Here is a 25,772-nt window from a genome sequence, read left to right on the forward strand (position 1 = left end):
AGTGTGACTATGCAGGAAAGCCCACATCATCCGTTATTGGGACATTGCATTATCACTATCGAAGAATTCGAGAAAGCCTTCTACTTATCCAAATTGCTCAATTCGATAAAGTCGAAAAAGACCAACCTAAAAAATAGGTACCAACAATCAACAAGGACTTGAGGGGAAAATTTTTCAGTATACGATATTCAATACCTTTCTAGCAATAGTTAGCACAGATTGTTCATCGAAAATGATCCACTATCACTAAACTGAAAAGATTTAAGCAAGCCTACACAGTGAATGCGCAATGAATCACCCATTAAATAGTATTATCAAACCCACATCTATATGGGTAAAAAGGATATATACATATTTAAAACCGCCAGATGAAACATTTCATGTCACCTGATAATGATACAACCCTCTACAACTTATAACGCATGAAGTCATAACCATACAAAAAGTACGATTTGTACCGCTATTCATAAATGTACCAACAAACAAATAATCATTAATAAATTCGACATAAATTCATTCAATGTATTTTGCCGTTGATACGCAGAATTATTTCTGATAACGTCCTGGCGCAGGATTGTAGTGACAGATAAACATGGAAGTCGGCACTATGAAAAATGTATATTACCATCAACGCCTAGCTCTATTTATTACTTCACTCTTATCTCACTTTAAACAAACAAGAGATAAGCAGCCTCAAATTAAACAACGACTTTCGCTTCAAATTATTTATTTTAAATTATTTGAAAAACTATCTTTTGTTGGCGCACGCCTCTCATATTCGATATTAATTTACTTAGCCCCACCCAAAGTATCTACCGCCCCGTCCATCAAGAGATGGAAATCTTAGCCTATTAGGCAATAAGCAATTATAGATCCATGGGGCTTATCAGACCTGATCGATCATATACGCCATATAGAAAGTCATAAAACTGCCATATTTATAATATTTGAAAGTCATTAAAAAAGAGTACAAACCGGATAAAGCACCCGAGCTTAAACCTCTCAATATTTACAATTAATACAAATTTAATTCAAAAAATAATAATGGAGTACTGATAATGGAAATCAATGAAATATTTAATTCACCAAAAATTCACAGCGAGAATTTCAATTCAAAAGCCCAGTCGGTCTATAGCTGTTTCGAAAAGCAAATCAGTATAAATCCAAATAAAACAGCTCTTGTACATCAAGGAATAAGTATTAGTTATCAAGAACTTGATAAGCGTTCAAAGTCACTTTCGACTCTAATCAGTCAGACGCTGGCTAAAGAAGAAAACTCAGAGGAAAATCTGGTTGCACTGTATTTAGATCGAAGCTTGGACATGATAATAGCCATGTTGGCAGTAATAAAGGCCGGAGCTGCCTATGTTCCAATCTCTACAGAGTATCCACGAGAGAGAGCTTTATATATTTTTCAGGATACCAAAACCAGAGTGGTTGTAACTCAAACTCATCATGATGCTCAGCTGACGAGCTGGCTCAACTCATCTCATAACCAGCCAACTTTACTCTTTTCCGACACTAAAGATACTACTGAACCCGACCCTTCAATAGGTGAAGCTAAGAAGAACTGCCTTAATGATCTTGCCTATGTACTCTACACCTCTGGAACAACAGGCAACCCTAAAGGGGTCATGATCACTCATCAGAATATCCTTCATCTCGCTTCGGCTCAAATTGAAAGGTTTTCACTAGCTAATTATCAAAGGACATTACAGTTTGCATCTTATGTTTTTGATGCCAGTGTATTTGAGATATTTGCCAGTCTATTTTTGGGGCAAACGATTTATATTGCTAGCGAGGAGGAACGTAAAGATCACAATAAACTTGCGATCCTAATCCGAGACAATCAAATACAGTTTGCCACTTTACCACCATCATTATTAGCGTTATTACCTGAAGAAAAACTTCACTCCTTGCAAAGTATTGTTGTTGCTGGTGAAGCACCGGCACTAGATATGATGCAAAAGCTCAACAGGCAAAGCAAAATTTTCAATGCCTATGGACCGACAGAGACTACTGTTTGCGCGACCGCACACCTTTTTACACATGGGGATTCAGCAAATAATATCGGCAAAGTGTTAAAGAATACCGAAGCCTGGGTGTTAGATAGTAATTTACAGCAGGTGGCCATCGGAGATATTGGAGAACTATATCTTGGCGGTACAGGCATTGCTCGTGGCTACTGGAGAAAACCAGAATTAACAGCCGAAAAATTTATCAGCGGTAGTTTACTACCATCGGAAATTAGTCGCGACGGTTATAAACGCATATACCAAACAGGAGATTTAGTTCGACGCCTCCAAGGAGACGAATTTGAGTTTATAGGCAGGAATGACTCGCAAGTAAAAATACGAGGCCACCGAATAGAGCTTTCGGAAATTGAAAATTGCCTAAAAACTCTAAATGGCATTGCCTTGGCATGTGTACTTGTAAGCGATACAGGAAACAAACAATCGTTGCATGCATATGCAGTACTCAAGCGAGAAGTCTCGTTGGATATACAACAGCTCGCATCACACCTAAAGGCACATTTGCCACTTCACATGGTACCTGAGCATTTTCATATTCTACCTGAGCTTCCGCTGACAGAGAATGGAAAAATAGATAAATCGATTTTATTATCGATGGCAACACACGACACATCTGCGATGGTGGATGTGAATCTTAATTCTGAACAGGCGACGTTTCTAGCCTGGATAAATGAATACACAGCGTTACCTTTGGCATGGAAAGAAGACTTCTTTGCCGCTGGTGGCGACTCAATCTCAGCCATTCGATTATGCTCAAAACTCGCCAGAGAAATATCTGTAAATATTCCAGTTGAGTTAATTTATACAGAGCGCACACCTGAAAATATCTGGCAGGAATTACCTCGCTGCCAGCAAAGTTTCAGTATCACTACCAGGGATAATAAATATCGGACTATTTCACCTTTATCCTCTCAGCAGCGAGCCATATGGTTTTTGACAAAATCCAACCCAGGAAATAGAGCATATCATGCAAAGAGCAAGTTGATTCTAAAAGGTGAAATCGATCCAGACATTCTTGCTCACTCTATCCAGGATGTAGTCGATGCACATGAGATTTACCGAAGCTCCTATTCTTTGGAAGAACCCTGCCAATACATCCATGAAAACTACCAGGTTGAGTTAGCCAGATATGATTTTAGCTCCATGAATTATCAACAGGCTCAACAGCAGGTTGACTATTTAATAGCAGAAGGTCTGAATCAGGTATTCGACATTACCCAACTACCTTTGGTACGCTGGGGATTAGTAAAATTAACAGACAAAGAACATATTCTTATTCACATTGAATACCACCTTGTCCATGATGGCTGGTCCTCGAATATATTTCTTGAGCATTTATTCTCCTGCTATCAGCAAAGGCTCGAGGGCAGAAAAAATATAACTCTTAATCATGTTGGGCAGTACGCCGACTTTGCTGTTTTTCAAAACAACTGGCTAACGAGCGAAGCAGCTGAAAAACAGAAGCTATTCTGGTATGAAAAGCTCAAAGATGCCCCAACTAAAATAAATTTACCTCAGACCGCCACGGGAGATTTAAAGGGAGGAGACACTAAAAAAATGAAGATCCCTCGGAATTTCTGGCATAAGATACAAAATTATTGTCAGAAACAGGGAGTAACGCCTTTTTCCTTTATGTTGGCGGCCGTCAACTTAGTATTATCCCGGTACTCCGGCGATACCGATATTTGCGTCGGCACTGGCACTGCGAACCGTAATTATCAAGGAGTAGAGAACACTATCGGAATGATGGTGGCAACCAATGTTGCGAGAATAAAACAGAACTCAAAACAAGAAATCAATGATTTTATTCATACATGTTTTGATACGACACAAGAAATACAAAAAAATCAGGAACTTCCATTTGAAACTGTAGTTGATTTGGTAAACCCTGAACGTATTAAAGGATTAAATCCGTTATTTCAGGTCTGTTTTAGTTTTCATGATTCTCCATTACCCAAAATGACATTGCCTGGCATCTCAGAGATGCAATTGGTCGAAGCCATCGGCAGCAAATCTGCAAAGTTCGATTTAAATATTGTGGTTATACCCAGGATCGGGCAGGAAGGTAGTGGCGATCCTGTTACCGTACTATGGGAGTTCAATCAGGAACGACATGCCCCTTGGTTTATTCAGAATATGATGGCCTCATTTAAGTCAGTAATGACCCAAATCCTGCAGGGGGATGCCAGTAAAATATCAGATTTGGTTATAGCTGATGCTAAACTGAATCAACAGATTGCCAGATGGAATAATACCGATACCGAATATTCAGCGAGCAGAACTTTGGTTGAATTATTTGAATCCCAGGTAAGTAAAGCCCCCAAAAATACAGCTCTGGTGTATCAGGATAGTGTTATCAGCTATCAGGAGCTTAATAAGAAGGCTAATCAACTTGCCCAGGTTATTCTCACTCAGTATCGAGCTCAAACCGGCCATGAGTTAATACCAGATACAATAGTAGCGCTGTATTTAGATCGCAGCCTGGACATGATTATTAGTATGTTAGCCGTTTTAAAAGTTGGCGGAGCCTATTTACCCATCTCTCCAGAATACCCAGAGCAACGTACTCAATTTATTTTTAAAGACAGTCAAGCTCCGATTATTCTAACGCAACGGCACCACTTTACTGCGATTGATAAAAAACTATCAGAATTTAAAAATATTCCATTACTTATTTCTGTTGACATACCTGAATTGCTACTCACTCAATCGTCAGCATCTCCCGCTATTAAGCTAGATTCCAAAGCTCTTGCATATGTGATTTACACCTCCGGCACTACAGGAAAACCCAAGGGGGTGATGATAGAGCACCAAAGTGTAGTAAATCTGGCTCAATACATGATCAAAAGTCATCAGTTGAATACTGAAAAACGGATCTTGCAGTTCTCCAACTATGTTTTTGATGCCAGTGTTTTTGAAATATTTCCAGCACTTTTATCTGGCTCGGAACTCCATATTGCCTCGGATGAATGTAGAGTTGAGAGTGAAAGGCTAATTTCATATATCAATGAGAATAATATTAACCAGGCATTTATTCCAACTGCAATACTCAATGAAATTGCGAAAGAACTAAGGAATTCCACATTAACATTAGTTCACACAGGTGGTGACAATTTAAGTCCATTAGCAGTATTACCTGCCGAGTTCACATTTAATGAATATGGCCCGACAGAAGCCACGGTATGTGTGACACAGCAAAAAATAGAGAAACCTGACCAAATAAACATAGGAAAACCAATCGATAATGTGAGGCTTTATGTATTAAATGAACATGGACATTATTCACCTGTTGGTGTTATTGGCGAATTATATATAGGTGGAGCTTGCCTGGCTCGCGGATATTTAAATAGAGAAACCTTAACGCAACAACGATTTATTCCCAACTATTTTGCAACACAGGAAGATCTGGATAAAGGTTACGATAGATTATATAAAACTGGTGATTTAGTCCGCTGGTTACCTGACGGTTCTCTAGAGTATTTTGGCCGAAACGACAGCCAAATAAAAATCCGTGGTTATCGAATAGAAACAAGTGAAATCGAAAACACCTTGTGCACTCACCCTGAAATAAAGCAGGCAGTTGTTATTAAACGGGAGTTAAAGGGTAATCAAGTCTTGGCAGCCTATTTGGTTTCAACACATGATGTAGTATTGGATTGCGACGCAATAAAGTCATTTCTACAATCGAGCCTACCCAATTATATGGTACCTGATTCATATAATTTAATAGATGTCATCCCCCTTAATATCAATGGCAAATTTGATCCCAATCTGTTACCTGAGCCAGAACTGGTCACGCAGCATAATTACGAAGCGCCAAGAAATGAGCTTGAACGACATTTATGTACAGTTTGGCAAGAAGTCTTGAAGCTGGACAAGGTCGGGATTGAGGATAACTTCTTCCGTATCGGTGGCAACTCCATCAATGCAGTAAAGCTCACAGCTGTCAGCCGAAAGTTAAGCGGGATAGATATTCCCTTACGCCTACTATTAGAGCACAGCACCATTGCCAGATTAGCACTTGCATTAAAAAACCAGCAAAGCATGGTCATTCCCAAGCTGGCTGATAAGCCTACGGCTAATAATCAGTTTGTAATGGAGATTTAGTTGATGTTGGCGTTATTAAAAGAACTCAAGAAAAATAAACTGGCTGTATGGGTCAGTGGAGATATTCTTAAATTGGCAAGTAGCGGTGATGAAATACCGCAAGAACTACTAACACGATTGAAAGCAGAAAAGTCTCAGTTAGTTAAGTATTTACAAAAAAGAGAAATTGACTCACAGAAAAAGTTTTCCAAGCTTGAGGAACTCATACAATACCGCCTGTCTTTTGCTCAGGAGCGACTATTATTTATTGAACGTTTACAGCCTGAAACCTGTGCATATCACATTCCATATTTAGTGCAATTGAACCAAGATGCCCGATTAGATATTCTACAAAGTGCTTTTACACATTTGGCAATACGCCATCCCGTGCTCAATTCAGTCTATATTGAGTCTGATAACCGGAATATCAGCCAGATATTATCTGACCCTGTTAAAATTTCGACAAACCAATTAAGCACAGAAGAAAAGTTACTACCGGCGGTAAAAGATGAGATAGTGCGTCCCTTCGATCTGTCGCAAGATCCACCAATGCGCCTGAAATATTATGAGGTCAATAAAAAGCTGTATTTGCTAATTATGTGGCATCATATTGCGTTTGATGGCTGGTCAATGGATATTTTCTTACGGGAATTATCTAGCATCTACCAGTCTCTACTTAACAGTCAGGAAGTACGCTTACCAGACCTATCTATCCAATATAGCGATTATGCCCAATGGCAGAGGGATTACCTAAATGGAGAGAATCTCTCCAAGCTAAAGTCTTTCTGGCATAATACCTTATGCGGTTATGAACTTTTAGTTTTACCAACAGATCGCCCTCGCCCCAAAAAAATGGATTACCGAGGAAAAAATACCTACTTTACGTTAGAGACTGGACTATCCCTGAAATTGCGGCACTATGCCCAAACAAGGGAAACTACTCTATATACCGTCCTCCTCAGTGCTTTTTTTGCAACACTGTCTAGCCTATCAGGGCAAGAAGATATCCTGATAGGTACTCCGTCAGATAATCGTCATCATGCCCAGACCCAAGACGTAATTGGCTTTTTTGTCAACTCACTGGCGCTACGATTAAAGTTAAATGCAGATATAACAGCTGATGAATTAATCAGGCAAGTACATCAGGTAGTCTCTGCGGCTAAAACTCACCAAGATCTACCATTTGAGTCTCTCATTGATACACTGGAAGTGGAAAGGGATTTGTCCCGCCATCCATTGTTTCAGGTAATGTTTACGGTACAAAATTTTGGTTTGACAAACCTATATGAATTGCCGTTTACCCAGGTAGAAACAGATCCTCAAAATCCATTATATTCGCCTGCAAAAGCGGATTTACGCCTAACTCTCGATGACAGTGGGAACCAGATAAAAGGTATATTTAGTTATGCCGTAAGTCTATTTGATGAAGACAGCATTATTCATATCGGTAGAGTCTATCAAAAAATTTTGGTACAGATGCTGGAGCAGCCCTCACGATCTATCAATACTTTTGATAGTTTGTCAGATAGGGATCGCCAAAAAGTTTTAATTGATTGGAATCAGACAAGCTCACCTGGTGGTAATGAGCTAAGCTTATCACATCTATTTGAAACTCAAGCCCTAATAAATCATGATTCAATCGCGGTTAGTTTTGAAGAAAAACAATTAACTTACCAAGAGTTGAATGAAAAAGCTAATCAGTTAGCAAGAGCAATACAGCATAACTATCAAAATAAACACGGAGATACGATAAGACCTGATACTATCGTTGCCCTATATTTTGAGCAAAGCCTGGAAATGGTAATAGGGATATTAGCTGTGCTAAAAGCCGGCGCAGCTTACCTGCCCCTTGCCTGTGATGCACCTCAAAAACGTCTGAAATTTCAATTAGAAGACAGTAATTCTGCTCTGGTATTAAGTCAAAGTTTCAAGCTAGATAAACTCCGCTCTTTACTCGAGGAAATCCCTACCCCACCTTTATTGCTTGCAGTAGATAACCAAGTAGAAACTGCGCCGTATTCTATCGAAAACCTAAGTCATGGTCCGCAAGGAAACAACCTGGCGTATCTAATCTATACCTCAGGCACAAGCGGTACTCCTAAAGGAGTAATGGTAGAGCATAAATCCGTTGTTAATCTAATTAAAGCACAAAGCGAAGCATTTAATTTTGACAATCAAGAACGTGTACTTTGGCTGCTGTCTTATGTTTTTGACGCTTCAGTTGAGCCCTTTTATTTGGCTCTGTTGAATGGTGGGAGGTTGATATTACCCGAAAGAGGAATATTAAAACAACCGGAAAAAATCATCGGCTTATTAGCCAAACATCAGGTTACACACTTGGTAGCATCTCCTGCTCATTTGTTGACTTTAGGTGATATCAAAAACAAACAGCAAATAAAAAGAGTGGTATTTGGCGGTGAATCTTGTTCACCGGAGTTGGTAAATATTTGGAAAGACAAGCTTATTAATGAATACGGACCAACTGAAGCTACGGTAACAGCCATTCAAAGCCTGAACTTTTATCAGCAAAATAATAATCGATGTATAGGGCGCCCTATCAATAATGTTAAGGCTTACGTACTTAATAAAAAAGGTTATCCGGTACCCATCGGGGCTCCAGGGGAATTATATATCGGTGGAGCAGGAGTCGCCCGAGGCTATCTCAACCAGGAAGCACTGACAGCACAGAGTTTTATCGATAACCCTTTTGCCAATAATGAAGATAAAAGCAGGGGGTATGATCGCCTATATAAAACCGGCGATTTGGTGCGCTGGTTACCCAGCGGAAACTTGGAATATCTGGAACGCATAGGACAGCAGGTTAAAATTCGGGGTTACCGAATTGAGTTAGGAGAAATCGAAACTGCGCTCACCAACATAGAAGCGGTAAAGCAGGCACTGGTGACAACTTATCATCATCAGGGTAGTACCTTACTGATAGCCTATATAGTACCTCTTCTAGCACAAGATATTTCATCAGAAGCCTTGCGGAAGACATTGGCTCTTAGCTTACCTGAGTATATGTTACCGGAGAGCTATGCTTGCTTGGATCAGATCCCGCTAACCACCAACGGTAAGGTAGACTATTGTGCTTTACCCACCCCAGAACTAATTTCTAAGGATAACTACCTTGCACCCCGAACCGAACTAGAAAGTCAGATGTGTCAGATCTGGCAACGTGTACTGGGGCTGAAACAAGTAGGCGTTAAGGATGATTTTTTCCGTATAGGTGGCCATTCAATCAATGCAGTGAAACTAATTGCTACTATTCGCCAAGAACTGGCTATAGAAGTTTCACTGGAAGATTTGTTCGAACAAAAAAATATAGCCACTCTGATTTCAGGATTAAAAAGACAGGAACTCTTGACAATCCCACGCTCAAACGCAACCACATTTCCACTGTCTTTCGCTCAGGAAAGACTGCTATTTATTGAACAATTTGAATCCGGAAGCAGTGCTTACCATATACCTTATTTTACCCGGCTAAAGCCAAAGACATCGCTGGACAAGCTTGAACAAGCACTAAACGCTGTGATTCGTAGGCATACTGTGCTTAACAGCATCTATTATACCGATAACAAGGGGATTAGTCGGCAAGAAATGCTCTCTACTCCTGTCACTTTACAAATGCATAAGGCTGCGGATAAAAAACAATTAACGCTCTTAATTAGAAAAGAGTGTATGCGTTCTTTTGACCTTGAAAAGGAAGGGGCAATTCGACTTCATATATATCAATTAGGGGAAGTGGATTATCTACTGATACTCTGGCACCACATCGCCTTTGATGGCTGGTCTAGCGGGATTTTCATTAAAGAGCTTTCAGAAATTTACCAAGCCATATGTCAAAAGCGAGAAGCTCACCTACCCGAACTGGATATTCAATATCGTGATTATGCTGCCTGGCAACACGACTATCTGCAAGGAGAGCAGCAAAAGAAGCAGCTACAGTATTGGCAACAACGTTTGTCCGGATATGAACCTTTGGCTTTACCACTTGATTACCCCAGACCCACAGTGGCTGATCACCGAGGTAAATACTATCGGTTCACTCTAGGTAGTCAAATCTCAGCACAGTTACGAACATTAGCAAGAGATCAAGGAACCTCCCTATACACGGTACTTCTTAGTGGATTCTACCTATGCCTGACAACCCTGTCTGGGCAAGAAGATATTTTAGTGGGCACACCGTCAGATAATCGTCATCATGTCCAGACTCAAAATTTGATCGGTTTTTTTGTTAACCCCCTGGCTCTGCGTGTTGTAATCAAGCCCGAAATGTCGATAAAAGAACTACTCGCTACAGTGCACCAGATCGTAACTTCGGCCAAAGTACACCAGGAGTTCCCATTCGAGCGTCTAGTGGAAGAGCTGAAGATAGAGCGAGATAGTTCTCGCCACCCTTTATTCCAGGTAATGTTTGGTCTACAGAATAATGGGCAGGAAATCAGTGATTCCGAAAAATTACCTTTCATTCCTGAAAAATTAGTTGATGAAAGCAACTTATATGTACCGGCAAAATTTGATCTAAGTTTATCCCTAAATGATTGTGGCGATGAAATTACAGCGGGGTTTAACTATGCGGTAAGTCTTTTTGATAAAGAATCCATAGTGCGTATATCCAGCCTTTACCAAAGAATGCTTTCCGGTCTCCTTTCTCGGCCAGACCTTCCGATAGCACAAATAGAAAAGCTAAGTGCAGCTGATCGGCAGAAAACGTTGTACCAGTGGAATGATACCCAGGTTAATTATCCCGACAGAGACACTATACATGGATTATTTGAACAACAGGTCAGGCAGACACCTGATCGTATTGCCCTGGTTTTTGAGCAATACAGATTTAGCTATCGGGAGCTTAATCAAAAGTCCAACCGTCTTGCACGTGCGCTTTTAGATAAATATAGGGCCAGCGCCGCAGGGACAATACAACCCAACACTCTAGTAGGATTATGTTTTCAACGTAGTGCAGATATGGTGGTTGCCATTTTGGCTGTGCTGAAAGCTGGAGCTGCCTATGTGCCAATTGCTCCAGACCTCCCTCAAGCACGTATCAAATTTATGCTGGAAGATGCCCAAGTCTCGTTAGTAATGAGTGATAAGCAGAGCTTATCGGCACTACCTGCATCTGACGCTGGCGAGTACCAGGCTCCATCAACTCTGGTAGTTGATGATGATAAGGGAATCGCCGAATATCATTACGATAATTTACCAGAAACATCAAGTAGCAATCATCTTGCCTATGTGATTTATACCTCAGGGACAACAGGTAAGCCTAAAGGCGTTTTAGTGCCACATAATGCAGTAGCAGCCTTTGCTTGTAATAATCGTTATTTGGAAGCCTCCAGGGTGACCAATATAGCCAGTTTGTCCTCCTATGCTTTTGATGGTTTCATATTTGACTTATTTTACAGTGTTCTTAATGGCTGTAGTATGCATCTCGCTACGCAGGACGTAATCCAATCTCCTATACACTTAATAAATTATCTAAATAGCCATCATATTGATTCATTTTTTATCACAACAGCATTACTGAGTGTCTTGGCCAAAGAGAATCTGTTAAACGGGTTGAAGGTAAAAAATATTTTGTTTGGTGGAGAAAAGGCCAATGCTGGAACTTTTCACCAGCTAGTTAACGACCACCCTAAAATTTCGTTCACACATGTTTATGGCCCTACTGAAACGGTTGTTTTTGCTACTGCTTGTCACTTGAATACCAAGATGAGAAAACTGCCTATTGGCAGTCCACTGTATAATAAGAAATTGTATGTTTTAGATAAAAGTGGCCAGCTGTCGCCTGTCGGGACTTCCGGGGAACTATATATTGGCGGTGCAGGTATTGCTCACGGCTACCTTAATCAGAAAGAGCTGACAGCTAAGAGCTTTATTAATAATCCTTATGCCAGTGATGAAGATAGAGAAAGGGGACATGACCGGCTATATAAAACCGGGGATTTGGTTCGCTGGTTACCAGATGGAAATTTAGAGTACCTTGGGCGCATTGGTAAGCAGGTTAAGATACGGGGCTACCGGATCGAATTAGGAGAAATCGAGTCAGCCCTACATGAAATTGACGTAGTAAAACAGGCACTAGTGACTACTTTTCACCATGAAGAAAATGCAATATTAGTTGCTTATATAGTACCTGGGTCAAGAGAGAAAACTTCACCGGAAACCATAAAGCAAACTCTATCCATTAATTTACCGGGATACATGGTCCCTGAAAGCTATATTTTTCTAGAAAAGTTGCCATTAACCCCTAATGGAAAACTGGATTATCGTGCGTTACCAAATCCACAATTGATTATAGATGATAACTATCTCCCTCCCCGCACCAATCTTGAACAAAATCTCTGCCTGATCTGGCAGCAGATATTGGGACTTGATCGTGTAGGTATTGCGGATGACTTTTTTCGAATCGGTGGACATTCTATCAATGCGGTACAACTCATAGCTACCATTCGCAGGGAATTAGGTATTGAACTTCCCCTAGCAACTCTGTTTGAGAAAAAAATATTGCTGCCCTCTCCAAAGGGCTTGAGGAGAAGCCTCTACTAAGAATTCCTTCAGTAAAAGTCGGCCCTTATCCCCTGTCTTTTTCACAGGAACGTTTATTCTTTATCGAGAAATTCGACTCCGGAGCAAGTACATATCATATTCCCTACTTAGTCAGGCTCAAGCCGCAGGCATCGCTGAATAATATTGAACGGGCAATATGTGAGGTAGTACGACGTCATACTGTACTCAACAGTATCTATTACACTGACAAACATGGTGTCAGCCTACAAGAAGTTCAGCCCAGGGAGATAAAAATAAACAAGCACCAGCTTAATGATGAAGCTCAATTGAAGGCTGCCCTGCTAAGGGAAAATAATCACCCTTTTGATCTAAACCATGAGGGTGCCGTCCGCTTACATATGTACCAGTTAGGAAAACAACGATACTTGTTGATTCTTTGGCATCATATTGCTTTTGATGGCTGGTCTACTGGCATTTTCATTAAAGAATTTTCACAAATCTATCATGCTATTTGTGAGGGGCAGCAAGCATCATTACCGTCGCTGGAAATTCAATATCATGATTATGCTGTTTGGCAACGAGCCCATCTCAAAGGTGAGACACTGGAAAATCTGCTGAATTACTGGCAAAAAACGTTGTCCGGTTATGAACCCTTGGCACTGCCACTAGATCATCCACGGCCGCCAAAGGCTGATCAAAGAGGTAAGCACTATCACTTTATCCTAGACAGAAATATGTCAGCGCAGTTACGCGCTTTTGCAAGAGCTGAAGGTACTACCTTATATACCCTATTACTAACTGGGTTTTATCTTTGCCTCGCAACCTTATCCGGGCAGGAAGATATTCTTGTAGGCACACCCTCAGATAATCGTCACCATGCCCAAACTCAAGACTTGATTGGATTTTTCGTGAACACTCTAGTATTGAGAACTATTCTTGATACTAAAATGACTGTAAAGGATTTGATAGCCCAGGTGCATCAGACCGTTACTCAGGCTAAAGTGCATCAGGAACTGCCTTTTGAACGCCTGCTCGAGGCACTTGATGTTGAACGTGATACCTCGCGCCACCCACTTTTCCAAGTCATGTTCGGCGTACAGAGCTTTGTTCAGAAAGAAAATGCTAATGAAAATTTTCCTTTTTTACCCTCTGAACTTGATGGAGAAACTTCTCTTTATTCACCGGCAATTTTCGATTTAAGCCTATTTTTAAATGATGGTAGTGAGGAAATTACTGCAACTTTTAATTATGCAATCAGCCTTTTTGATGAAAATACCATTATTCGCATTGCCAACCTGTATCAACACCTACTCACAAGTTTGTTGGCAACACCGAAGTTATGTATAGATCAGATTGACCGAGTTAGTGAAACTGAACGTCAACTAATCCTGGGTCAGTGGAATAATACTAGAATTGACTTCCCTGAGGGGCAAACCTTACATGGTTTATTTGAACAGCAAGCCCTGCAAACGCCAAATAACATTTCACTGATCTTTGAACAGCAGCGGATTACTTATCGTCAACTTAATGAAAGGGCCAACCGCCTGGCCCGTATCCTATCAAAACAATATCAATCAGCCTACGGGCAATCGATAATTCCAGATACCCTTATTTCACTATATTTCGAACGCGGTATCGATATGGTCATTGCTATTTTAGCAGTACTAAAAGCCGGTGGAGCTTATTTGCCGCTTTCTCCTGATTATCCCGAGCAGCGCCTGCGTTATATCATATCTGACAGTCAATGCCCGATGATCCTGACAGGAGAGAGTATTGAGGATAAACTCCGAAAAATCATCGGTCTTGAACGTCAAGAATTCATATTCTGTGTAACCCAAGAGTTACTTCTGAATGAAGCAATAAGTGGAGAAAATTTACCTGCGCTGACATCACCATCCGACCTGGCTTATGTGATTTATACATCCGGTACCACTGGCATGCCTAAAGGTGTGATGATTGAGCATCGTAGTTGCGTAAATTTGATGCAGCATAATATAAAAGCGTATGAGATTTCTTCTGATGAGTCTCTGTTATTACTGGCTAACTACACTTTTGATGCCTCAATAGAGCAAATATTTATCGCATTGCTTAGTAGTTCGCGGCTAGTAATTACCAGTGAAGCCGATATCCAGTCTTTTAGCCATCTTGAGCAGTTGATTGAGCAAGAGTCCATTACTCACCTGGATGCACCATCCAGTCTCCTACTGGCATTGGAGCTTGGGGAAAAGCATGGCTTGAAGCGAGTCATCTCGGGTGGCGAAGTGACCTCAACCAAGCTGGCCGGTGATTTGGGGGATAAACTCATTAATGTCTACGGACCTACAGAAGCGACTATCAGTAGCCATCAATATCATTGTCCACCTCAATCAGAAGACAACCAGATCCCCATAGGCAGGGCCATCGCCAATAACAAAAGCTATGTCCTCGATAAATCAGGTCAGTTATTAGGAATAGGGGCCGTTGGTGAGTTGCACATAGGCGGAGCCGGCCTTGCCCGGGGCTATTTGAACCAACCTCAACTGACAGCAGAGCGTTTTATAAAAAACCCCTTTGCCAGCGAGGAAGATAAAGCCAGAGGTTATACCAGACTTTACAAAACTGGCGATCTGGTCAGATGGTTACCCAGCGGTGAGCTGGATTATATCGGTCGCAATGACTTACAAGTCAAAATTAGAGGTTTCCGTATTGAGTTAGGTGAAGTCGAAGCGGCTTTAAATGACCTGGAAGGAGTTAAGCAAGCGGTAGTAACGGATCATGAATATCAAAATCAAAAATACTTGGCAGCCTATTTAGTACCAGATTCCGAGGAATCCAAAGATCTTGATCTATTAAAAGCTACATTAACATCGGTATTGCCCGACTATATGATTCCGACAAGCTTTAACTGGATTGATAAAGTACCTGTCAATTTAAGCGGTAAACTGGATAAAAAATCCTTGCCAAATCCCAAACTTGTTTCCCAGACTGATTATCTGGCACCACGTACGCAACTTGAACGCCAGTTATGCGAGGTTTGGCAACAAGTCTTGGGATTGGACCAGGTTGGTATCCGCGATAACTACTTTAGTATCGGAGGAGATTCAATCAAAGCCATCAGTCTTGGGGCCAAAAGTCGCCAGATAATTGGTATAGACATCCCACTAGCAATGTTATTTGCAAATCAAACGATTGAAAAATTAAGTACTTCGTTACAGCAAGACGCAGCATCAAACCAGGACGAAACTCAAGAATTTGAGATGGTCTTATAGGGATAATAAAATGAATCAATTAATCAGCAAAATAAAAACCAATCAAGTCGCAATTTGGCTGGATGGAGAACAACTGCGCCTCAACAGTAAAAAAGATTTATCGAACAGCGATCTATTAGAGTTAATCAAAGAGCAAAAGTCGTCATTAACTCGCCTATTGAAATTTAATCATATTTACAGTAAAGGCGACTTTATCAATAGGATAATATTTTCCACACCCGAAGAGAAGTCTGAACTTAGTTTTGCCCAGGAAAGGTTATTATTTATTCATCAGTGGCAGCAAGGAAGTAATGCCTATCATATCCCGCACCTGATTCGACTATCCGCTGATATTAACTACCCGGCATTAGAAGATGCCATTCAGTATATGGTTAGGCGCCATCCCATACTCAACACCATTTATCGCCTTCATGAAAATGGTGATGCTTACCAGCAGGTCCTTGATACCCCCTTAACTATTCGCTGTATATCAAAAAAGGACAATGCTGCTCTGTTAAATGGGCTGCAAGAAGCCATAGAGCAGGACTTTGACCTGGCCAAAGGAAGACCGTTTAGGGTTATTCGACTTGATTCTCCCCAAGGAGCTTTTGTACTTTTTGTCTGGCACCATATTGCATTTGACGGCTGGTCAGCACAGATTTTTTTACCGAATTATCTCATGCCTATTCTTCTTACTGTCTTGGGCAGGAGCCACAGCTCGCACAGATAGACATTCGGTACAGCGATTATGCCGTATGGCAAAGAGCATTTTTACAAGGAGAAGAATTACGAAATCTAGAGAATTATTGGCTTGAGCAACTGAATGGTTACAGCTCACTTCATTTATTCACAGATAGACCACGTCCGCCCCAACTCGATTACCGTGGGCAGATTTTGAAATTTTCTTTGGATACAAAGCTTTCACACCAATTAAGACTGTTAGCCCGAGAACAGAAGACAACACTGTATAGTCTAATGCTTAGCGGTTTTTATCTGTTACTTTCGACTTTAAGCGGCCAGAAAGACTTAGTTATCGGCACACCGTCAGAAAATCGTCACCATGCACAAACTCAGGGCGTGATAGGTTTTTTTGTTAACCTATTAGCGTTAAGGGGAGAAATAGATGAGAGCTTCACAATTGCACAATGGATAGATAAAGTTCATCAGCTTGTTCTAGGGGCCAAAGTTCACCAGGAGCTACCTTTTGAACGCTTAGTTAAACTGCTTAATGTGGAACGGGACCCTTCCCGTCATCCTCTGTTTCAGGTCGTATTCAGCCTAGAGAATACCTCGTCGAAGATCCGCGAAGAAGATAAAAACCTTCCATTTACTCAGCAGTCCTTAAGCGAGCTTAACCAAGGACTTTCAGATGACGAATCACAAGAGGGCACGCAGTATAATCAAGAGTATTCCCCTGCTAAATTTGATTTAAGTTTACATATTAATGACGGGCAGGTTGAACTTGACGGTTTTATTAATTTTTCTACTAGTTTATTTGACCTACAGACAATTACTAGATTCTCCACTTTATATCAAAGGATACTGGCGGAGATAGTTGCTGATGTACAGCAACCTATTGCCGATATGGACTTGATTTGTGAACAGGAGAGGAAAACCTTGTTGGTTGACTGGGTCAAAACCACACCATGCTCCCCACAAAATTTATGTCTTCACCAATTGTTTGAAATCCAGGCTAGGTCATTTGCCGATAAACCCGCGTTAACTTTTAAGCAGCAAACGTTAAGTTATGACCAATTAAATAATAGAGCTAACCAACTCGCTTTAAAGCTCCAGGCTGATTATCAATCAGCATATGGAGAGCACCTTAAATCCGGCACGCTGATCGGTATTTTCCTCGATCATAGCATGGAAATGGTGATTAGTATTATTGCAATTCTTAAAACGGGTTGCGCATACGTACCCATCTCTCCCAATTACCCATCAAGCAGAACCTTGTATATCCTCCAGGATACTGAAGTACCCATAGTCATCACCGACAATAAATACACTGGTACCTTTACGGCACTCTCTGGCGAACTTGAGCTAACACCCGTATTAGTATTTGCAGATGCCTCTGTACCCTTAGCTGATGACGTCAGCCTCATACCTGTCAGCGATATTGAGCCTCAAGATTTGGCTTACGTAATTTATACCTCAGGTACGACAGGCAAACCTAAGGGAGTGCTACAAACTCATGAAAATGTGATGCGGCTGTTAGAAAGCACCCGGGCAGATTTGAGCTTCGATGATAACGATACCTGGGTCTTATATCACTCCTATACCTTTGACTTCAGTGTTTGGGAACTTTGGGGAGCCCTGACCACAGGCGGAAAGCTGGTAGTACCAACAACCGAAATCAAGACGGACCTTCCCGGATTCGTCCGCCTGTGTCAGCAAGAGCAAGTGACGGTGTTAAACCAAACGCCGGCTGCATTTTATGCCCTGGTTGATACATTGAGGTTCACTGGTGAACCTCTTGAATTACTTCGCTTGGTGATTTTGGGTGGGGAGAAATTAAATATTGAACAACTTAAAGAGTGGTGGGATACCAATGGTAGTAAGTCAATTAGGCTGGTAAATATGTATGGCCTCACAGAGACAACCGTGACTGCAACTTACAAAGAGCTGACAGTCGATGAAGATACCAGCCGTTCCAACATTGGGCGGCCCTTAAAACATATGAAGGCATATGTTCTCAATAGTAGATTAAAACCTTTACCTATCGGTGCCCCGGGTGAATTACATATAGGGGGAGCAGGATTGGCCAGGGAGTACCTCAATAGGGCGGAGCTCACAGCTGAAAAATTTATTAAAAATCCATTTATTTCACCAGAGGACGAGGTTAATACTCGACTTTATAAAACTGGTGATTTAGTCCGTTGGTTACCTAATGGCGAGCTGGAGTATTTGGGGCGAAATGATTCTCAAGTGAAGATCCGGGGTTATCGCATTGAATTAGGCGAAATTGAAGCTGTTCTTGCACAACATCCCAGGGTGCAGCAGGCGGTAGTAATAGACAGGTGCCAAGAAGAGAATAAGTACCTTGCTGCTTATGTGGTTCTAAGTGAAAAACAAGAATCAACTATTGATGAGTTAAAAGCTTTTGTTTCGGTTCACTTACCTGCCTATATGATACCAACAACCTTTACTTTGCTTGACGTTTTGCCGTTGACAATTAGCGGAAAACTAAATCGAAACGCACTGCCACTTCCCAATTTTACCACCTTAGCAGAATATGTTGAACCAGAAAATGAATTAGAGCGCGAGTTGTGCTTAATTTGGGAGAAGCTATTAGGTGTAGAGACCATAGGTGTACTTGACAATTTCTTTGATTTAGGCGGAGACTCAATATTGCTACTTAAAGTTTATCATCACTGTAGTCGCAGTAATATCCGGGTTTCGCCTAAATTACTTAATGAACAACCAACCATTAGGGGCTTGGCAGAAAAGATAAAATCACAATCTATACCTAACTTTTCATCCTGCACAGAAAATGAAATTGTTGACTTTTTGAAAGATTATAATGAGTTTAGAAAATTTATGACTTTCAATGGTGATAGTAATAAAACTGGTTTATTTTTGATTCCTGCGGCAGCAGGGCCAGAAACTTTTATCCCACTGGTGGAAAAGCTTGATATCGATCGTCCGGTCCAATTATTGGAAAACATACAGGTGTACAGCGGTCGACAAATTAGATTGAACCATTTGATTGATTACTATTTAGCCGTGATACGTAAAAAGCAGCCGGGTGGACCATATTTTCTGGGGGGCTACTGCGAAGGAGCCATGGTTTCTCTCGGTATTGCTCAAAAGCTGGAAGCTTTAGGGGAGCAAGTTGAAATGTTGTTTTTAATTGATCCTGTAGTAATCACCATAGAACAAACTATGATTGATACTATAAAACAAGATTCCAGATTACTCGAATGTGGCCGTTTTGAAGCGGAAATGGTTGATACATTTCTATTTTATGCCGAATATGTTAAATCACTCCACCCCTATGGCGGACCTGCGATTTTCTTTGAAGGTAGCAGTGTCTCTGATGAAGCAACCCCGACACAAACCCTTGCTTTGATCAATGACTATATTGACATTCAAGGCGTATTTAAAAAGGGCTTCTCAACACCCAAAAATGGGTTCGAAGATCTGTTATTAAATTGCGATTATATTTCTATTAAAGCCAAACACGAGCGGGTCATGATCGAAGATGAGACGCTGAATACTATAGCCATGGCAATTAACCGTAAATTATCTACTGGACAACAAACGTATCTAGCACCAGAAGCTCAAACTACAGAAATGTAAACCTGATTTTTCCAGGGGGGATTCGTCTTTTACAGAGTACGAATTCCCTAAACAGGAAATTATGATTCTGGTAGAGCCTTAAAATTATGTTTAAATTCAGTCAATCTCTAAATTATTTCCAACATCTCTCTAATACTTGAATATGTTTCATTAAGTATGATTGCCCTACAACTGATATCCGCCGGGGCTTTCAGGGGTATTACAGAGTTTTTCAGGGGTTCCTTAGGATGGGTTTATGAAGCGAATAGAATTAATCCGTTTATACGGATTTCAAATGGGATGGGGTTTTTTCTCCACCTATTTAATATTGCCTATATTAACGCCTTTGTTTTTAGCTATGGGTATGTCTATGCCGCAGCTGGGGATGATACTGGCAGTCATGGGGTTGTCAGTGATGCTTTTTGAATTACCTACTGGTAGCTTGGCGGATCAGATCGGTCGGAAAAAGGTATACTTAGTCTCTTTGACAATGGCTATGACTTGTTACGTGGTGCTATTGGTTTGGCAAAGTTTCTATGGAGCCTTGGTGGCGATGTTTTTTGGGGAGCTAGTCAGGCATTATTTTCAGGATCTTTAAATGCCTGGTTTGTAGAATGCTTTAACCAAGCTGAAGGTACAATGAGTCTACAGGAGGGTTTTGCGCGTATCGCGACTCGTGCCGGACTCATCGGAGCCCTAGGTGCACTATGCTGCGCCTTGGTCGTAGGAAGTGGGGAATATTTCGGACATCATGATCTGGATCTATATCGGGGACTTATATTTTTGGCGTTGCTAAGTAGTTTACTCTTGTTCGCCTTCACCAAGACAAAGATCAGAGAGAATCGTGTATTTGATCGTTTTCGACTTTCAAATATCAGTCAAATACCCAGCCAGCTCAGTTTAGGTATTAAAGCCTGTTACTCGCCATCACTATGGCGCTTGTTGTTGACTGTTATATTACTGACTCCAATAGCCAGTGCTATCGAAAAATATTGGCCGGTACGCTTAGAGACCTTATCAGGCGATATGTCCGTGGGCTGGCTGTACGGATTATTAATGGCATTGATCATGCTATTAGGCAGTCTGTCAGCGAGAATTACTACCTGGATGACTCAATTTTTGAACCATCAATTGGGGAAAGTACTTTTGATAGCCAGCCTGATAAAATTATCTTTAGTGATGTTACTGGCGCTGTCTGGAGATTTGTTACTGTTTGTAAGTTTATTCTTATTGTTTAATTTTAGTATCGGTCTGGGGCTTTCTGCCTCTGCCCAGTTACAACATGAAGCAGTGGAGGACGAAGTCAGGTCAACTGTTGATTCCATCTTTTCATTAACAACTCGCTTTGGCGGTGTTATTGGTTCACTGGTTTGTGGTTTTGGCGCAGCCGTAATAGGATTGAACAATACCTGGTTATTGCTAGCAGCCATGGGGCTGTGTGGCAGTTGTATATTTTTGAGCCCGGAATTTAACCCCAAAGTAATAGCCAAAGACAGGCGAATGATAGAGCAAGGTTAGCGTCCAGTCTCATCCCCCTTCGGGGGGATTACCTACTTGCAGGAAAGCGATTGAATTCCTTAGGGTGGTTATATCGTCAAAACTTCTTTCTATTTTGAACATTCCTTTATCTCACCCCAGATAACCGGTCATTCGTGGATTTAAAGATTCAGCACCCGGGCTAAACGACATCTAATACAAGCCTCATTCCATAAGCTGCATCTATGGTCGCTTTGACTACACCCATATCGCAATTCTTGGTGGCTGATACGTCGCTCTCAATAAGGTGTTGGCTAATCTGTAGAAGGAGCTGAGATGGTGTGCTTATTGAGAAAAAAAGAAAAAATGTAGGGAAGAAGCACGGCATTCAGCATTCCATTAGCATTGAGCGGTCTAAAAGTGAAATAGGCAGACTTCAAATCTGCTCAGCCATATGTAGAACAAAATCTCCCCAGCCCCCATTTCACAGGATTTAACCCACTTTTTGCGCCAAAATTTAGCAGTTTCCCCGCCCAAAACCCGCAGATTGCCCCTACTCGCGCCGATTGCTAAGATGCGCGCCTGCCGCTATGGCCCGGCTTCCCCTCTGGTTCCGTATTGCAACACTGGGGCTGCCAGCAAACCGATTCTCCCAAGCGTTACCCTCGCCTATCCGCAATGCGGAGGCCCGAGGCTTTCCACAGGAAAAGCGGTACCGAGGCCAGGTGCTATTTTTAACCGCGAGCGCACCGCGACGACTCCCTGCGACTACAGGAACGAAGTTTATGACCCAACCATCGCTGCAGCAGTTGGAACAACACGACGCCTTTATCCATCGCCATATTGGCCCCGATGCCAAACAGGTAGAGGCCATGCTGGAAACCCTCGGAGTTGCCAGCCTCGAAGAGCTGATCGAGAAAACCGTGCCCGAAGCCATTCGCAAGACCGATGAGCTGGATCTGGCCGATGCGACCAATGAAGTGGAGGCCCTCGCAGAGCTGAAAGATATTGCGGCGCGCAACAAGATCTACCGCACCTTTATAGGTATGGGTTACCACGACACCATTACCCCCAATGTGATCCTGCGCAATGTGCTGGAGAACCCGGGTTGGTACACCGCCTATACCCCTTACCAGCCGGAAATTGCCCAGGGCCGCCTGGAAGGCCTGCTGAACTTCCAGCAGATGATTATGGACCTCACCGGTATGGAACTGGCCAACGCCTCCATGCTGGATGAAGGTACCGCAGCAGCTGAAGCCATGGCCATGTGTAAGCGCCAGGTCAAACGCAACAAATCCAACGTCTACTTTGTGGACCGGGACTGCCACCCGCAGACCATCGCCGTCGTTAAAACCCGCGCCGAGCACTTCGGCTTCGAGGTCGTTGTAGGCGATGTGGAAAAAGATATCCCCGCCGAGCTGTTCGGTGCCCTGCTGCAATATCCCGGCAGCACCGGCCGCGTACGTGACCTGACTAACATTATTACCAAAGTACACGAAGCCAACGCCCTGGTAACCGTGGCCGCTGACCTGATGAGCCTGGTAGCCCTGCGGGCACCGGGTGATATGGGTGCAGACGTAGTTGTTGGCTGTAACCAACGCTTCGGCATCCCCATGGGCTACGGTGGTCCCCACGCCGGTTTCTTCGCCTTCCGCGAAGCTTACAAACGCTCCGCACCGGGTCGTATTATCGGTGTTTCCGTCGACAGCAAAGGCAAGCGTGCCCTGCGCATGGCCATGCAGACCCGCGAACAGCATATTCGCCGCGAGAAAGCCAACTCCAACATCTGTACTTCCCAGGTGCTGTTGGCGGTAATGAGCGCTTTCTATGCGATTTACCACGGCCCTGAAGGCCTGAAAACCATCGCTGCCCGCATCCAGCGTCTGGCAGATATTCTCGCTTCCGCCCTGCAGCAGGAAGGCTTCAATCTGGCCCACGACAGCTGGTTCGATACCCTGAATATCACCGTTGGCGCCAAGCAGGAAGAGATTTACCAGCGCGCCCTGACCGCTGAGATCAACCTGCGTAAAATTGGTGAAGACGCCTTGGGTGTGAGCCTGAGTGAGACCGCCACCCTGCAGGATGTGTCCGACCTGATCAATGCCTTTATCGGCACCGAACACAGCATCGATCTGCATACTCTGGACAGCGAAATTGCCAGCAAGGGCTCTCTGGGTGTACCCGCCTCCCTGGTGCGCGATACTGAATTCCTGACCCACCCGGTGTTCAACACCTACCACTCCGAGACCGAGATGCTGCGCTACCTCAAGTCTCTGGAAGCCAAGGATATCGCCCTGAATCACTCCATGATTCCCCTGGGCTCCTGCACCATGAAATTGAATGCCACAGCCGAGATGATCCCGGTCACCTGGCCCGAGTTCGGCAAGCTGCATCCCTTCGCACCCGTAGATCAAGCGGAAGGCTACGCGGAAATGTTCCGCCAGCTGCAGCAGATGCTGTCCGCCTGCACCGGTTACGATGCGGTGAGCCTGCAGCCCAACGCCGGTTCCCAGGGTGAATACGCAGGCCTGGTTGCTATCAAGAAGTACTTCGAAGCGAAGGGCGAAACCCAGCGCGACATCTGCCTGATTCCCGCCTCTGCCCACGGCACCAACCCAGCATCCGCCATGATGGTGAGTATGAAAGTGGTTGTGGTTGCCTGTGATGATAAAGGCAATGTGGATATCGAAGACCTGAAAGCCAAAATAGAAGAGCACGGCGACCGCGTTGCCGCACTGATGGTCACCTACCCATCCACCCACGGGGTGTTCGAAGAAGGTATCCGCGAAGTTTGCGATCTGGTTCACCAGGCTGGCGGCCAAGTTTATATTGATGGCGCCAACATGAACGCCCTGATCGGCGTCGCCGCGCCGGGCCAGTTCGGTGGTGACGTATCCCACCTGAACCTGCACAAAACTTTCTGTATTCCTCACGGTGGTGGCGGCCCCGGCATGGGCCCGATCGCTGTTGGCGAACACCTGAAGCCCTACCTGGCGGCCCACCCGGTGACTGAAGTACCGGAAACCAATCTGGATAACGGCACCATCTCCGCTGCTCCCTGGGGCTCCGCCAGCATCCTGCCGATCAGCTGGATGTATATCCGCATGATGGGTAAGCAGGGCATGAAGCAGGCTACTGAGATGGCAATCCTGAACGCCAACTACGTAGCCAAGAAGCTGGGTGAGCACTACTCCCTGCTCTACACCGGCACCAATGGCTTTGTTGCCCACGAATGCCTGGTTGACCTGCGCCCGCTCAAGGAAGCTAGCGGTATCACTGAAGAGGATATCGCCAAGCGCCTGATGGACTTTGGCTTCCACTCCCCTACCATGTCCTTCCCGGTAGCCGGCACCCTGATGATCGAACCTACCGAGAGTGAATCCAAGGGTGAGCTGGATCGCTTTATCGAGGCTATGGCAACAATTCGCCAGGAAGTGGAAGATGTCACCAGCGGTAAATATTCTTCTGAGGACAACCCACTGCACAATGCCCCTCACACCCTTGAGGACGTCATGAGCGAAGAGTGGGCCCACAGCTATTCCCGTGATATCGCTGCGCGCCCGGCAGCGTGGCTAAAAGAACACAAGGTGTGGCCGGCTGCCAACCGTATCGACAACGTATACGGCGACCGCAACCTGATCTGCTCCTGCCCTCCGATCGAGAGCTACGCCGAGTAAAATCCAACACTCTCACAGGTGGATTTAAAAGCGGGCTATATGCCCGCTTTTCTATATCATTAAGCACAATCAAAAATTACTAATCTATAAAGCTACACGAAAAGGAGTCGAAGTGAAGAAAACTGTGATCGGTCTATCCTTCCTGGCTATATCAAGTCCATCATTAGCAAGCGTAGCTATGCCCAGCTACCAGATTCCAGAAACTGTTGGTGTTCTACCCGATGGGAGGCTGGAAATTAATTTTCCACAAGCTTTTAATTCCGCATGTACAGATGGAAGTGGCAAACGTATTTATATTGAAGTAGGGAACTCCCAAGGCGTAACTCACGAGTCCATTAAACAAATTCAAAGTGTAGTTCTAGCTGCTCATGCTGCTCGAATACCAATTAAGTTTTGGTATGATCGGCCAAACAATGGGGCCATCTGTGAGGGAGGCAAGGTAGTAATGGCTTCGTAAAGTTGTTTCTAAGTACTGAGTA

Annotated in this window: 7 protein-coding genes and 1 pseudogene; all 8 read left to right on the forward strand. The window is 43.2% G+C overall.

The annotated features are described in order from the left end of the window. The first annotated feature begins 1,058 nt into the window (after window positions 1–1,058). The 8 genes and pseudogenes from P3339_RS18405 to P3339_RS18445 all read left to right on the forward strand — a co-directional run bounded on the left by P3339_RS18405 (window position 1,059) and on the right by P3339_RS18445 (window position 25,750). Window positions 1,059–6,140, forward strand: coding sequence for a non-ribosomal peptide synthetase (locus tag P3339_RS18405; protein ID WP_282951480.1), 5,082 nt, complete (start codon window positions 1,059–1,061; stop codon window positions 6,138–6,140). A gap of 3 nt (window positions 6,141–6,143) precedes the next feature. Continuing rightward, on the forward strand, window positions 6,144–12,671 hold the full coding sequence (locus tag P3339_RS18410; RefSeq protein ID WP_282951481.1) for a non-ribosomal peptide synthetase: 6,528 nt from the start codon (window positions 6,144–6,146) through the stop codon (window positions 12,669–12,671). Between the two features lie 32 nt (window positions 12,672–12,703). Beyond that, a complete protein-coding gene (locus tag P3339_RS18415; RefSeq protein ID WP_282953621.1) occupies window positions 12,704–15,880 on the forward strand; it encodes a non-ribosomal peptide synthetase in 3,177 nt (1,058 codons plus the stop codon). Between the two features lie 18 nt (window positions 15,881–15,898). Further along, window positions 15,899–20,158, forward strand: a pseudogene (locus P3339_RS23610) (condensation domain-containing protein); the annotation flags it as partial. A 238-nt stretch (window positions 20,159–20,396) separates the two neighbouring features. Then, a complete protein-coding gene (locus tag P3339_RS18430) occupies window positions 20,397–20,738 on the forward strand; it encodes an MFS transporter (protein ID WP_282951482.1) in 342 nt (113 codons plus the stop codon). After that, window positions 20,663–21,658 carry a hypothetical protein gene (locus P3339_RS18435; protein WP_282951483.1) on the forward strand — a complete coding sequence of 332 codons (996 nt, stop codon included), beginning with the start codon at window positions 20,663–20,665 and terminating at the stop codon, window positions 21,656–21,658. Before P3339_RS18430 ends, P3339_RS18435 begins: the two co-directional genes overlap by 76 nt. Before the next feature lie 743 nt (window positions 21,659–22,401). Next, a complete protein-coding gene (gene gcvP / locus P3339_RS18440) occupies window positions 22,402–25,293 on the forward strand; it encodes an aminomethyl-transferring glycine dehydrogenase (RefSeq protein WP_282951484.1) in 2,892 nt (963 codons plus the stop codon). 112 nt (window positions 25,294–25,405) lie between these two features. After that, a complete protein-coding gene (locus P3339_RS18445; protein WP_157533367.1) occupies window positions 25,406–25,750 on the forward strand; it encodes a hypothetical protein in 345 nt (114 codons plus the stop codon). The last annotated feature ends 22 nt before the right edge of the window (window positions 25,751–25,772 follow it).

The organism is Microbulbifer sp. MLAF003 (assembly GCF_030012965.1).
Lineage (GTDB): Bacteria > Pseudomonadota > Gammaproteobacteria > Pseudomonadales > Cellvibrionaceae > Microbulbifer > Microbulbifer variabilis.

Excerpts from the sequence above, each read along its gene's own strand:
- P3339_RS18405 (WP_282951480.1), top strand. The coding sequence starts at position 1,059 with ATGGAAATCAATGAAATATTTAATTCACCAAAAATTCACAGCGAGAAT.
- P3339_RS18410 (WP_282951481.1), top strand. The coding sequence starts at position 6,144 with ATGTTGGCGTTATTAAAAGAACTCAAGAAAAATAAACTGGCTGTATGG.
- P3339_RS18430 (WP_282951482.1), top strand. The coding sequence starts at position 20,397 with ATGAAGCGAATAGAATTAATCCGTTTATACGGATTTCAAATGGGATGG.
- gcvP (WP_282951484.1), top strand. The coding sequence starts at position 22,402 with ATGACCCAACCATCGCTGCAGCAGTTGGAACAACACGACGCCTTTATC.